The following is a 13,678-nucleotide window of genomic DNA, read 5'->3' as shown; positions in this document are numbered from 1 at the left end:
TGCCAATCCTGCGGGTTGGCACAGGAAACAGGACACCCCCATGGCCATCATTCGCCCGACGCTCGAACAAGTGCAAGATCTCGCCAGCCGCCTGCACATACAACTGACACCCGAGCAAGCCAGCGAATACCTGGCACTGATGCAATCCAGTTTCGATGCCTACGACCTAGTCGATGAGTTGCCTGATTTCATCCCACCAGTGCGCTACGAGCGCAGCTCTGGTTATCGCCCTTCAAGCACGGAAAATCCGCTGAACGCTTGGTATTACCGAACTGAGTTGATGGGCGCCAGTTCGGGCAAGCTCGCTGGCAAGACAGTCGCGCTCAAAGACAATATCTCTCTGGCCGGTGTCCCGATGATGAACGGCGCCGCGCCACTGGAGGGCTTCGTACCGTCGTTTGATGCCACCGTGGTGACGCGTCTGCTCGACGCTGGAGCAACCATCCTCGGCAAAGCTACTTGTGAACATTACTGCCTCTCCGGTGGTAGCCATACCTCAGACCCAGCGCCTGTGCACAACCCTTTTCGTCATGGTTTCACGACCGGCGGTTCGTCTTCCGGCAGCGCGGCGCTTGTGGCGTCGGGCGAGGTCGATCTGGCTGTCGGAGGAGACCAGGGCGGCTCCATCCGCATTCCGGCAGCATGGTGCGGCATTTACGGAATGAAGCCCACCTTCGGTCTGGTTCCCTATACCGGCGTCATGGCGATCGAGGCAACTTTCGACCATGTAGGCCCCATGACGAGCAACGTACGCGATAACGCTCTCATGCTTGAAGCGATGGCTGGAGCGGACGGACTCGACCCCCGCCAGACCGCTCCCGAGATCGATGCCTATAGCGATTACTTAGAACGAGGCGTGACCGAACTCCGGATCGGGATCCTCCAGGAAGGCTTCCAACTCGCTAACCAGGATCAACGTATCGCAGAAAAGGTGCGCGCCGCTATCGCCCGGCTCGAGGCTTTGGGCGCGCGGGTCGAGGAGGTATCGGTTCCCGAACACATCCTGGCGGGATCGTTGTGGAGCCCCATCGGCTGTGAAGGCCTGACCATGCAAATGATGCACGGTAACGGAGCGGGTTTTAACTGGAAGGGGCTTTACGACGTGGGCCTGCTGGACAAACAGGCCGGTTGGCGCAATCAGGCGAACGCGTTGTCGCCATCACTCAAGCTTTGCATGTTCGTGGGTCAGTTCGGTCTGGAGCGCTACAACGGTCGCTACTACGCCAAGGCCCAGAACATTGCGCGCTTTGCCCGAGCGGCCTATGACAAGGCGTTGAACACCTATGACCTGCTCGTCATGCCGACCGTGCCAATCACCGCCCAGCCGCTCCCTGAACCGGGTGCTTCAATCATCGATACCGTCACGCGGGCGTTGGAGATGCTTGGAAATACGGCCGCGCAAGACATTACGGGGCACCCCGCCATGTCGATTCCTTGTGGCTTGGTGGACGGACTGCCCGTGGGACTGATGTTAGTCGGAAAACATTATGCCGAAGGCACCCTCTATCAGGCTGCTGCAGCATTCGAGGCTTCTGTTGATTGGCGGACGTTGTGAACCTGCGTATCGCATTGGCGAGCAAACACCGGCAAGTAGCACTGAAAGTGAGTATCAACTTCAGAGGAGTCAACACATGAGCCACACCCACGAACATCACCACGACCACGATCACACCCAGCCTCCTGAATCCATCGCCTTGCGTGTCAAGGCGCTCGAATCCTTGTTGATCGAAAAGGGCTTGGTCGACCCAACCGCCATGGATGCTCTGGTGGACACTTACCAGCACAAGATCGGCCCGCGCAACGGCGCTCGGGTGGTCGCCAAGGCCTGGTTCGATCCCAATTACAAACATCGGCTGCTGGAAGATGCCACCGCGGCGATTGCCGAACTGGGCTTTTCCGGCGTGCAGGGCGAAGACATGGTGGTGGTGGAAAACACCGCGACCGTGCACAACGTGACGGTCTGCACGCTGTGCTCCTGCTACCCCTGGCCGACCTTGGGTCTGCCACCGGTCTGGTACAAATCCGCGCACTATCGGTCACGGATAGTCATCGATCCGCGCGGGGTGCTGGCCGAATTCGGTTTGATTATTCCCAACGACAAGGAAGTTCGCGTCTGGGACAGCAGTGCGGAGTTGCGCTACCTAGTACTGCCGGAACGGCCGGCGGGCACTGACGGCTGGAGCGAGGAACGATTGGTCGAGCTGGTGACGCGTGACGCCATGATCGGCACTGGCCTGCCGAAGACGCCGGGCGACGAAGCCTGAACCTGAGAAGGAGAAAACCATGAACGGTGTACACGACTTAGGCGGTATGCACGGTTTCGGCCCAGTGCTCACTGAAGAAAATGAACCCGTCTTCCATCACGACTGGGAGCGCAGGATCTTTCCGCTGTTCGCTTCGCTCTTCGTCGGCGGACACTTCAATGTCGACGAGTTCCGACACTCCATTGAACGCATGGAACCGGCTGAATACTTGCAGTCGAGTTACTACGAACACTGGCTTCACGCCTTCGAGACCCTGCTGCAGGAAAAAGGCGTGATCAGCGCTGCCGAACTGCAGGGTACGGTCAAGCCGACCTTACCGGCACAGCCGCCAACGGTGCTCACACCGGACATCGTCGAGGCGGTGATCCTTGGAGGCGCTTCATCCAGGGCAAAGGAAGCTGTCAGCGGCCGCTTCCGGGTCGGTGACCGGGTGCGGACGAAGAACCTCAATCCAACCACTCACACCCGACTGCCGCGCTACGCGCGCGGCAAGGTCGGGACCATCGAGATTGCACATGGCGCGTTTGCCACCCCAGACAAGATGGCCCACGGTCTAGGCGAGCAACCCCAACAGGTCTATGCCGTTCGCTTCAGTGCTACAGAATTGTGGGGAGTGGCGCGACCGGACAGTGTTTGCATTGATCTTTGGGACAACTATCTGGAGGCCGTATGAACGCCAGCATGCGTCACATCCCCCCAATAGCCGGCCTGTCTCTCGACGATGAAGGCCCGGTGTTCGACAAACCTTGGCAGGCCCAGGCTTTTTCCCTGCTGCTACACCTGCACCAAATCGGTCTGTTTCCCTGGAAGGACTGGGTGCAGGTATTCAGCGACGAGATCAAGGCGAGCCCGGCGCAGCCCGGAGAAAGCGTCAACGACACTTACTACCGGCAATGGATCGCAGCCATGGAAAGAATGGTCACCACACTCGGTTTAGCGGATATGGAAGACATCACCCAGCGCAGCGAGGAATGGCACCAAGCTTACTTGAACACCCCCCACGGACAACCGGTCACGCTGCTCAATGCGAGTTGCCCACCGCCTCATGGACACGAGCACGAACACCTCCCACGGCGCGAGCCGGTAGCGATCAGCCGTGTCGCAAACTGACGCCGCAGTCAGCCGATTTTTTACTTTCGAGGTCGCGAAGCGGCCAAGGAGCAATCGTCATGCATATCGAACCGAATCTGGTGGAAGCTGGAAAAATCTGGCTGAGCTATGTCACTGCCGCAGGTGTCGGCGCCTACACCCTCAAACTCGCTGCGCAAGCCATCGGTGAGCGTGGTGTCTTTTCGCTGCTGGCTCGCACAATCACCGCCACGGCCCTGGTATTCAGCTTCTTCGAGCTATTACCGCACTATCCAGTCGGTGTTTCCGAAGTGCATCTCATCCTGGGATCAACGCTGTTTCTGCTGCTGGGCGCCGCCCCCGCAGCGGCGGGGCTCGCCCTGGGGCTGCTGATCCAGAGCCTGTTCTTCGCTCCATTCGATCTACCGCAATACGGTATGAACGTCACCACCCTTCTGGTACCACTGTTCGCAGTCGCTGCCCTGGCGAAACACATCATCGCGCCAGACACGCCGTATGTGGCGCTGAGCTACAGACAAGCTCTGGGGCTGTCGACCGCCTTCCAGGCGGGCATTGTCGCCTGGGTTGCCTTCTGGGCCTTCTACGGACAAGGCTTCACAGCCGAAAACGCCATGTCAATTCTGACCTTCGGCAGTGCTTACATGACCGTCATCACTCTCGAACCGCTGCTGGACCTCGCCGTGCTGGCCGGGGTCAAGGCAACCCATCGCCTTCGTGGTAGCACGCTGCTCGAGCGTCGACTGTACCAAGCCACCTGAGTAGACGTACTCCGTCCATAGCGGACTGTCCCCCGGGCATTCGAAGACCGTAATGCCCGGCGCCATCGAGAAAAAACCACCCCGAATCCTCGTGAGCAACCCCAGAGGTATTTGATGTTTTTCAGAAATAACATCCGCAAGGAACTGAAGCTGCTTGGCGACAGGCTGGAACAGCAAGGCGAGAGTGTATCGGTAGCGGCGAAGGATTCGTCACTGCGGCAGGTTCTGGCCGGCATCGAACGCCTGCTCGCCGATCGCACGGCGCTCCGGGCCAACGTAGACGACCTTAATGCAGAGCAGCAAGGCATCAAGCGTCAACTGGGTGAATACGAAACACAGTTGCACGATCAACAGCAACTTTTGCAATTGGCGGTATGCGGGTCAGGGACTTTGCTCTGGAAGCTGCAGCTCAATGGCAGTCTGCAGCCCACCCGCGATGCAGTACTGCAATGGTTCGGCAACCTGCCCGCCCAAACGGACCTCCCCACATGTCTCGGCCCTTGGAACGATTGCCTCCACCCTGATGACCGACAGGCCAACTTGGATGCCCTGGCTGGTCATCTTTCCGATCGCAACGGACATACTGTGTACCAGGTGGATGTGCGCCTCGCTAACCACTCGGGAGAATACCGCTGGGTCCAAGTTGCCGGTGATACGCTCCGGGACAAACGGGGAATGCCACAGGTCAGCGTCGGTATTGTGCGTGACATCCATACCCAGCGCGTGCGAGAACTAGCGTTCGCGATACTTTCAGCCCGCTTCGATATTTTCCGCGAATGCATTCAGGACGCACTCTGGGACATCAATATCGTCGCAGGCGATCCAGCCAATCCGCACAATGTCATCTGGTTCTCATCACAGATGCGCCGCTTGCTCGGCTACGAAACCATCGAAGAGTTTCCCAATGTATTCGAAAGCTGGTTGTCTCGCCTGCATCCCGAAGACAGCCAGCGTGCCGTACAGGCGTTTGTCGAACATGTCGCCGACCGCTCCGGCCAGACACCCTTCCATGTGACCTACCGCCTCAGGCACCGCAACGATGAGTATCGCTGGTTCACAGGCAAAGGACAGACCCAGCGAAGCAGCGACGGCACGCCCTTACGTACTGTAGGGGCGATCACAGACGTGCACACCCTCCATGAAGAAAGCCTGTTGCGTCAGACTCAGGAACGTCAGCATCACGCTATGCAGGAAAACCTCGCTCAGTTGACGCAAATCGTCGCCGCCATACAAAGCATCGCCAAACAGACCAATCTACTGGCTCTGAACGCGGCCATAGAGGCCAGAGCCGGAGAGGCCGGAAGGGGTTTTGCGGTAGTGGCCGACGAAGTTCGGAAGCTGGCCACCCGAACAAGCCAAGCAACCCAACAAGCGGCTGACATGATCGAGAGGTACTGAGTTCAAGTGAGCATCCGCACTAAACGTCGTGCGCGGAAATCAATCATCCAAGCCTCTAGATCGAAGACCGGCCCCTTAATTAGAAAAAATTATATCGACCTCCGGTGGAGCTCGGATATGCAAAACCACTAATTCAATATCTGAGAGCAACTGCAGGACCTAGTTGTGGCTTTCTTCTTTACAAAATTTTTCTACTATTTCGTTTCTGACATGCAAATCCTGTTCGACAAACAGTGCAACGGGCTCATCGATCAGCTTCGCTTGAAGTTCGATACTTTTGGTCAGGGCGTCTGCGAATTCGGCCGCTGAAATCCAACGCACGGCTTGGAGGAGCTGCTGAGCTGCCGGAAGGTCTTGAATTTTGAATTACTACGCCCATGCGATACCTAGCTCAGTCTCGTGCAGATCCATTCGGCTCCAATTACCTTGTATCCAAGTAAGCATCACGTGCGTGTGCGTGAGCTAGTTCCGCAACCAGTTGTAAGTATCAGAGGCCCGACACCCTTATTTCAAACAGATCACGCGGTATTCAATCAGATTGGCTGCCTTAAATTTTTCCAGGCCCGGGTGAGGAATGTCCAGCTCCGCCCACCTGATGGTTCTGCAGTCCCGGCAGAGAATGCTTATAGCATAGACGGGAAGCACCCCACATAGTGATTGGATCGGTCAGCAGGCGTATCCATCTAATCGCCCGCGTCGACCTCAGTCCAACCTTGACCATCAAGGAAGCGGCGTGCGGCGGGCATATCTTCAGGCTTTACGTCCGTCAAAAACATTCACCGACGGATAACAGTACATTATCGAGCTCTCCCGCACTGATCTGTGCCTTTGCTGGCCCAAGCTATGATTTTCTCGAGTTGCCCAGAATCCTGTCACAGAGAAAGCTCAACCCCTCGCCTGCCTTGAACTTCCAGATGACCCGCTCGCCAGTCTCCGTCCTAAAACTGGTGCTGTTCGCGCCCTTGTATTCTGGAAGTGAAAGCTGGCAAAAGGCAGTCAGCCTGGCAAATATATCTCGATATTTACCTGAGGACTTAAGCGCGATACTGCCCGCGGACAAAAATGAGGAATAAGCCAGGCTTTGTTGCGCGCGGGCAATGATTAACGCTTTGCTGTCAGGCGGATCATTCAACAGTTCGCAGGCTTGCGTAAAAATCAGATATTTTTCAAGCGCTCTTCTGGGGCACCAGAAAGACCAGAGGCCGCATACCATAATAGGTAAGTTACAATCCATCTCACCCTCATAGGTCAAAGCCCTATCCCAATCAGGTGAGATATCACTATTTTCCAGCGCTTGCAGATCTGCATCCGCGCGGTACTTAAAGTATTCAGGGAAACAATCGATGGCGTCTTTCAATGCCTCAGTGAAAAAACTGGAGTGGACATTGTTGGTCAACGCATCGTTTGCCTCATGAACGATTTGAGCCTTATCAACTCCCGCACCAGAGAAGATTCCGCCAAAGGGCCCATCCAGACTCCAGCTTGTTGGGGCGATCTGTTTCAAGTCTTTTTCTTTGTAGTGTTCGATAGGCACGACAAATCGCCTGAACAGATTTGCGTAACTGACGGGGAAATACCGGGCGGCAAATAACCAACCCACGACACTGTCTTTATCAAGAAGGCGCGACTCGATGTCCGAGTTTTTCAGGATCTCGTAGTCAAAGGGTATGCTTTTGTTGTTCTTCAAGCCTTCCAGCTTCGTGATTAGAGGGGCGCTGGGAACCGTGGAGTAGAAGCCGATGAATTTTGTGCAGCCATTAGAGTAGATCGCTGACACCGGATCGTATTCCTGATCAGCGCCCACGGCGTTATCACCATGAGCATAATGCTTGCAACTGACTAGCAGAGTTTCACCATTCAATTGGACCTTGAGGTCCAGATCATTATCGGGGCCTCTTGTGGTACCTGCCAGTACAACTCCGCCTAGTACCTTCTCAAAATACTCTTCCGCAAATTTTTCAAATGCATCCAGCTCGTCCTTCATCAACGCCTTTTTTCTAGCCTTTCGCAGCTTAGGGCTGGCGGAAGGAATTTCACGAAAATCCAGGATACCCACATGACCTCCAGGTCTTTAATGCGCCATGATTCGCTCGGGTTTTTCTTGGAGATTATCGATAGATACGGCAGGATAATTCATCAAGTTTGTTGATCACGATGTTCAGCATTGGCGTCACTGCACCGAATGCGGCTAAAGGCTCAAGATCTCGGTAAAGCTGGAGCATTGCGCGATAGAAATCGTGAGCAGTCGGCATATCCGACTAGCTCCAGCATTCATCATGACTGGCGATCTTCCATCACCAATGCAGCCTGCTCACGGCCCCCACCTGTGGCATCAGATAGGTATCTGCACGCCGGTCTCGGTGTCATTGCTGGCGACCGGCTGGTTGGCCGTGAAGCCCTGCACCGCAAAACAACTGTCGACAATGTCGTCCATGCGCTGCTTCCAGTCTCGCACGGCTGAGGCACGGGCGTGGGTCAGGGCTCGGTTCTGCTCGACACCCCCTGTTGCATTGGTATGCCCAGTGATCACGATCAACCATCCCGGCTGGGCTTTGATGCCAACCAAAGCATTGATCAGCACCTTGGCCGAGCCCAGGCTTCAGCGTAGCGCTACCGGCATCGTACAGCGACAGACTGTCCAACCGCACCGGTTCGGGCATAAGGGCTTCATTGTCTGGGCCTGCCAGCCATGTCCGCCAACTAAACCCCGCGGCCAAGGCAACGAGGAGCACCCCGGCGAACAGCCACAGGGCCATACGTGGCCTGCGCGATTCCACTTCAGGGGGGCGGTAGAATCACGACAGGTATCACCAAAGAAGGAGCCACCACCCTGATGGGCACGAGCACCCTTTCGCCCGGTGAATAGCTCTGCCCCAGGTGCTGGGTCAGACTGCCGATCTGGTGGCGCTGAGCCGCAACGTCAGCAGAGGACTGGACAGCTGAGGAAGCAAACAAGCATGCAAACGCGCTAGCTCGGTGTCCAGTTGAACCAGTTCTAGAACACTGTGTGCCGTCATCACTACACCGAGCAGCAGCCGTTGGTCGAAACTGCTTGCTCAACGCAGCAGGTCTGGAAGATCGTAAAGAAGTTTAAGCGCGTCGGGCCATCCAACCTCAGAGAAAATCTGCAGAATCGCCACCAGCCTATTGCGTTGATCTTCGTCCTCAAAAATTGAGCGATAGTCAGCAATGTAACGCTGCACAATCTCTACGATCACCGAGCCACCAAGACTTTCGTAGTGATAGCCCTCCTCCTTACCGCGTCCGAGCAGAATTTCGTGAATGGTCTCAAAGACAGCGATTGGGTTGCCGGGGATCAAGAAGCCGTAAAGCTCCATCAAATGGTGCAAAGTCGCGGGATTGCGTGTGTTTGCAATAAGCGCAAGTATTTCAGCATAGTCAGCTAGGAAACGCGCCATTGCGGACTCATTCGGCAACCCGGGTTTCTCATCACCATGGTTCTCAAAGGCACCGGAGCCAAAATAAAGCTGATTCATCCCTTGATGGATAACCTTCTCTGCTGCTTCGAACCGCTTGCCTGCTGCCTCTTTGTCAGCATCGCCGGCATCAGAAATAAGCACCCCATGGGCTTCGGCTGAGATGGTGATTGCCGGCCTCAGGATAAGCGCGAGACTCTCCTGCGCGCGATCACAGATGGCGCAGATTTGGGTCGTGTTCTCGGGCTTATAGCGCTCAAAAAAAGCTGCGCGCAGGTTGAAAGTAAAACGGCTGAGCAAACCGCCAAAGCGCTCTGGCTCGACTACCCACTCCTCGAACCAGGTACGCGTGAGTGCTCGGCCCTGACCTACATACAGCTGGGCAAGCCAGCCGCCAAGAGTATCTTGAAGATGTTGGTTTTCTTGTTCATCTAAATAAAGATCTACAAACAGTCGATTCTTGACGATGCTTAAAACAGCCTCACATCGCTCTGGCTCCGACACACTGAAAGGATCCATCGAATACTGGAGGTAAAAGCCAACTATTTCAGCGCTGGTCTCCTGAGCCGCTATGCGCTGCCCCATCGCCCACATGCGTTCGGGCGCGACAACGCCTATGACCTGAAGGTTTTGAGCCACTTGGAGCCGCACCGAGGGCTCAGGATCTTGGAGAAACTCTTCGAGTCGGTCGATGATCACCGGATGCTCTGCCCCAAAACGAGAAGCAAGTGACACCCAGGCATCAGCAGCATATACACGCACGTCCCAATTCCCCCAGCTGATGGTCATGACTCAGTCTCGTTCGGTTCGGGATAGCGGCTAGTCGAGAGCCGATCCAAGACTGCAATAAGCGTTTCAATATCCGGCAAGCCATCTGCGCCTGGCATAAAACTGGAGCTCGACGCAACCCGCTCTACTGCACACGCAAGATGTCCCCAGGCTGGGCGATCGACTTGATCGTGCAGATCAGGATTCGCATCAATCAAGGTAAGCAACGCCATTGCCTCGTCCCATAGCAATACCAGTTCGGGCGCCAGGCTGTCGCTGGATGTGCGTTGTACGCGGGCGTAAAGAGCGTTTGAAGCATCGAGCACCTCTCGGTGGGGTCCGGCGTTCGTATCGACACCCGCCCGGCGCAGTTGCTCAAGTTCGTAGTCTGCTGTGTCTACCCAAGCAACCTGGGGTCGATACGGCTCGTCATTTATCAGGAGCTCCCGAGTAGTGAGCGAGTTTTGCAGCGTGCGCATTGCCTCCAGCACAAGGGTTTCCGGTGGCATTGGCGCTAAAATGTGGCCCAAGACGCGATGCCATTGGTGAAGACGCTCTGTATCAGTGAAGCGCGTCGCATCGAGCGCCATTGTCTCAAATATCACGCGTTCTTCCTGCGTACGCGACGTCCAGGCGGCATTTAAAAACTGAGCAGCGGCGCGCGAGGTAAACCTATTTTCGAGAAAATCAGGTCGCTCAATCAGCGGCCAGAGAAGGTCACCCAACTCAGAAATCCGTTCGCTGCCAACACCAAAAATCCGCGTCCAGACTGACGCGGTGGCGTAATCGCGCGATGCGGCAGTGACGCAGAGCCTAAAGGTTGCAACGTTGCACTCACGCAGAAAGCGCACATAGTGATGCAACAAATCTTCCTTTGCCGGATGACTTTCCTGCTGATCCCACGCCCTGAACTCAGTGAAGAGCCCGCGAAGCTCTAGCATCGAGCTGCCGATGTCGATCAGTTCAGCCGCAAAATTACCGCCACGGCTTCGAATAGCGACTGTACCTATCAGGGCCTCGATCAATGCGCGCGTGCCATGCTCGGGCGAAATCGCCAAAACTTCGCCCATGGCTGCACCCAATTGATAACGGCAATGCTCATAGTTCTGCCGCCTATTAGAGGTAAGCTGCATAATGCGACTGTGCTGCCCACCGAGCGCAGTGGGAGCGTCGTCAGTAATCTGCTGGCTGTAGAGGGCCGCGTAGATTTCGACACTAAACTCAGGGTCAGCACGTGTGATCGGAACAATCTCTCCGGCGAGCCGTGTGGCTTCTCGGTCAGCATGTTTCGAAAAATGGGGTTCACGCAATACGCGGTCTAGCAGTGTCCGTGATGCCACCGGGTCGGAGGCGAAACTTCTGCCGACGAAGCGAATTGCGCTATCTGCGATGTGCGATGAAGAGGTTGTCCAACCCACCTCCAGGAGTGCTCGTGCTGCCTGCCCGAACTCTGCCAGAAGCTTTGGATCCTCGAGATCACCATGATCAATCAGCGTATGAAGCAGATACCGAGCCGGATCCAGCAACATCTGCTCTTCGCTTGCTAAAAGAGCATTTGCGAGCTGACCCCACGCGATGGCTGTAGGGGTTGCAATGACTTTGACCGATTCAGAAACCACTTTGGCGAAACGAGCAAGGCGCGCGAGCAGCGATGCGAATCCTGGCTCTTTTGAGGCGGTAGCCGTAAGCGCCATCAATCCGGCGACATCACTCTCATCTTCGATGTTTTCGACTGCGATCCGCAGCGCCATGCTCCCCAACACCGGATTAATTGTACTTGTCCCGTAAATCCCCCTGATCAGTTTCCAACTCGTAGGTCGCCCCACTTGATCGAAACGCCAGATTCTTTCGACTGCAAATCGAAGCGCTGGCGCGAGCAAAAGCGCGGTTGATGCATCACCGGCTATCTGAGCAAGGAGTGCCTCAGGGTCGTCCCAGGCGAGATGGAAACGACTGGCGACATGATCAAACAATACGTGGTGGGCAAAGCTTACCAAGTCCCCCGTGGCAGTGAGAACGCCTGTCTGGATAACCGCGTCGAGAGCAGCATGTTCTACCGACACCTTGCGCACTACCAAGCGTTGGCCGCTTATCATCGTCCTCACCGCAGTAGTCGCGGCCTGTTGAAGCTGCGTCGTGTTGAGCCGCGCATCTTCATAAACGTCAATAAGTCCTGATTGTGTGCGAATTGCGCGGAATGATTCAGGTGCGGTGCCGTCGGCGAGTAACTCTGCAGCCAAGGACAAGTTAAAGATGTTACACAGGAGTTCTGCCAAAGGCCGAGGTGCCGAATTGAGCAATACGGCCAACTCCGATGATGCAATACCTACTGCAGCGAGATCGACCTCACTCAGACGTGGGACAAGAAAGTGACGTACGTTTGAAAGACCAGATTCCGCAAATCCGGCATTGGCAGGTTCGCCCAAAAAAGCTTTTTTGTAACGACGACCGTTTCTGAGATCGAAGGTACGGATCGATGCTATGACGATCCATTCATCAGCGAGTTGTTTACGAACATCTTCAATCAGCGCAGCAAATACCCCTTCTGCGGGTGCGCCACGCGCAGCATCGAGCGCGTCAATGAAAAGTATCTTTTGACCGACTCCAGGCATTGCTGCAAGGGTTTCAACGAGCGGGTGCGTGAGCCCAAGCTCAGAGGTAAGTTGAGACGCCATAGTGACGCCTGGAAAACGATCGAGTGAAAGAAATACGACGGTGTCGCCCGCAGCCGCGATTGCAGCAGCGGCATGGATCAATGCGCCTGTTTTCCCCCCACCCGGCTCGCCAACTACTAGCAGCGAACCCGACATGATGGCTGCCAACAACGGTGCATCGCTCTGGCGCGTGATTGGCACGCCATCACCAACAGGCAACTGACCATGGCTCGCGAGTCGAGTAAGTTCGCTGGCGGTTGCTGTGCGCAGTTTGGCGATATCCGGCTCAAAGCCTGGGGCACCGACATCGACATGACCACGACGACGCAGAGCGCGCAACAAACCATCACGATCGGCAGGAGCGCCGCTGGCAATCAGATCACGCATGATGCCCTTAAGGTCGCGCAGAGGCGCTTCGCCCGCAGCATCCCCACCGAACAGGAATCGCCCCAATAATTGCGAGGCTTCGCGCCAATTACTTTGACCTTCATCCATGGAGAAGCGCGAGATGCGAAAAATTCTCACTAAGTCCGAAAGATCACCATCTCCAGGTGCCGCACCTCGATACTCGCTCCAAGCCGGGGACGCAATCGCCTCAAATATGTCGAGGGCCTCCCGCTCTGCCTGATTGCGTTGAGTGCGCGTCACTGCCCAAGCACCACCCAGATCGAACGCCCGACAAGCTGATTCAAGTGTGTCCAACGTACGCGCCGCGTCGGCGTGCACCGCAAACAGGGCGACGTTTCGATTCAGATCAGGAAGGCCGCCCATAGATTTTGCATCGGCAACCCAGCGCACGAGCTGTCCAACCGTTTTGGACAGCGGTGCTCTTGGCCCGAGACCTAAGGTCGCGCTGGTCTTACACTGCATATGAAGTGCACCACCGTCCGACTGGGTCACCTCGATGTCATCAAGTCCTTCCCCTGTTTCGAGCCGTATAGCGATCGGAAGCGCCTGATTGTTGATGCCGAACCTGCCTCCTACTGGCATGCGCGTAAGTATGTGAACGGCAAACCAGGTCGCTACCTCCGCCTGGAAAGCCATGCCAGCTTCTGTGGCACGGCCGCCGGCGCGCATAGGTGCCGGTAGCGCTGAAGATGTCTGCTCCATTGTTATCGAAACGCTCCGAAAATCACTTAATCTGAACACAATCATGTCATCTGACGCGGGCGAATGTCTCGCCTTAGCTCAACGTATTCCGTTGATGCCGCTACTGATCAAAAAGTGAAGCCATCGGTCGGGGCATCGGGGCGCGGGTTTCAGATGGGAGCATTTCGGCGTGAGTGTTCGAGGGAACGGCCAGCGAAGAA

Annotated in this window: 9 protein-coding genes and 2 pseudogenes; 7 read left to right on the top strand and 4 right to left on the bottom strand. The window is 56.0% G+C overall.

The annotated features are described in order from the left end of the window. Positions 1–40: 40 nt before the first annotated feature. The 7 genes and pseudogenes from ACI514_RS09385 to ACI514_RS09355 form a co-directional block, all read left to right on the top strand. Entirely contained in the window at positions 41–1,555 is a 1,515-nt protein-coding gene (locus ACI514_RS09385; protein ID WP_405123608.1) for an amidase, read from the top strand. Between the two features lie 76 nt (positions 1,556–1,631). Next, on the top strand, positions 1,632–2,264 hold the full coding sequence (gene nthA, locus ACI514_RS09380) for a nitrile hydratase subunit alpha (protein WP_405123607.1): 633 nt from the start codon (positions 1,632–1,634) through the stop codon (positions 2,262–2,264). 19 nt (positions 2,265–2,283) lie between these two features. Continuing rightward, complete coding sequence (nthB, locus tag ACI514_RS09375; protein ID WP_405123606.1) at positions 2,284–2,937, top strand: nitrile hydratase subunit beta; 654 nt, start codon at positions 2,284–2,286, stop codon at positions 2,935–2,937. Further along, positions 2,934–3,374, top strand: coding sequence for a nitrile hydratase accessory protein (locus ACI514_RS09370; RefSeq protein WP_405123605.1), 441 nt, complete (start codon positions 2,934–2,936; stop codon positions 3,372–3,374). Before nthB ends, ACI514_RS09370 begins: the two co-directional genes overlap by 4 nt. Before the next feature lie 59 nt (positions 3,375–3,433). Continuing rightward, positions 3,434–4,111 (top strand): energy-coupling factor ABC transporter permease, encoded by a 678-nt coding sequence (locus tag ACI514_RS09365; RefSeq protein ID WP_405123604.1) that lies wholly within the window; start codon positions 3,434–3,436, stop codon positions 4,109–4,111. Positions 4,112–4,225: 114 nt separating this feature from the next. Further along, positions 4,226–5,215 (top strand): annotated as a pseudogene (locus ACI514_RS09360) (PAS domain-containing protein); the annotation flags it as partial. 21 nt (positions 5,216–5,236) lie between these two features. Next, positions 5,237–5,497 (top strand): annotated as a pseudogene (locus ACI514_RS09355) (methyl-accepting chemotaxis protein); the annotation flags it as partial. Positions 5,498–6,350: 853 nt separating this feature from the next. Here the strand turns inward: ACI514_RS09355 and ACI514_RS09350 are convergent. The 4 genes from ACI514_RS09350 to ACI514_RS09335 all read right to left on the bottom strand — a co-directional run bounded on the left by ACI514_RS09350 (position 6,351) and on the right by ACI514_RS09335 (position 13,412). Beyond that, positions 6,351–7,565: a hypothetical protein gene (locus ACI514_RS09350; RefSeq protein WP_405123603.1), complete on the bottom strand. Its 1,215-nt coding sequence runs from the start codon at positions 7,563–7,565 to the stop codon at positions 6,351–6,353. Positions 7,566–7,841: 276 nt separating this feature from the next. Beyond that, positions 7,842–8,039, bottom strand: a complete 198-nt coding sequence (locus ACI514_RS09345; protein WP_405123602.1) for an OmpA family protein — start codon at positions 8,037–8,039, stop codon at positions 7,842–7,844. A 526-nt stretch (positions 8,040–8,565) separates the two neighbouring features. Further along, positions 8,566–9,735, bottom strand: a complete 1,170-nt coding sequence (locus ACI514_RS09340; protein ID WP_405123601.1) for a hypothetical protein — start codon at positions 9,733–9,735, stop codon at positions 8,566–8,568. Beyond that, positions 9,732–13,412: a hypothetical protein gene (locus ACI514_RS09335; RefSeq protein WP_405123600.1), complete on the bottom strand. Its 3,681-nt coding sequence runs from the start codon at positions 13,410–13,412 to the stop codon at positions 9,732–9,734. Before ACI514_RS09335 ends, ACI514_RS09340 begins: the two co-directional genes overlap by 4 nt. Positions 13,413–13,678 lie beyond the last annotated feature (266 nt).

Source organism: Pseudomonas sp. M20 (assembly GCF_045037865.1).
Taxonomy (GTDB): Bacteria; Pseudomonadota; Gammaproteobacteria; order Pseudomonadales; family Pseudomonadaceae; genus Aquipseudomonas.
This window is presented reverse-complemented; position numbering and strand designations above follow the sequence as displayed.

What these genes read in the sequence shown, in the direction of transcription:
- nthB (WP_405123606.1), top strand. Translation starts at nt 2,284, where the DNA reads ATGAACGGTGTACACGACTTAGGCGGTATGCACGGTTTCGGCCCAGTG.
- ACI514_RS09385 (WP_405123608.1), top strand. Translation starts at nt 41, where the DNA reads ATGGCCATCATTCGCCCGACGCTCGAACAAGTGCAAGATCTCGCCAGC.
- ACI514_RS09340 (WP_405123601.1), bottom strand. Translation starts at nt 9,735, where the DNA reads ATGACCATCAGCTGGGGGAATTGGGACGTGCGTGTATATGCTGCTGAT.
- ACI514_RS09365 (WP_405123604.1), top strand. Translation starts at nt 3,434, where the DNA reads ATGCATATCGAACCGAATCTGGTGGAAGCTGGAAAAATCTGGCTGAGC.
- ACI514_RS09335 (WP_405123600.1), bottom strand. Translation starts at nt 13,412, where the DNA reads ATGGCTTTCCAGGCGGAGGTAGCGACCTGGTTTGCCGTTCACATACTT.
- ACI514_RS09370 (WP_405123605.1), top strand. Translation starts at nt 2,934, where the DNA reads ATGAACGCCAGCATGCGTCACATCCCCCCAATAGCCGGCCTGTCTCTC.
- nthA (WP_405123607.1), top strand. Translation starts at nt 1,632, where the DNA reads ATGAGCCACACCCACGAACATCACCACGACCACGATCACACCCAGCCT.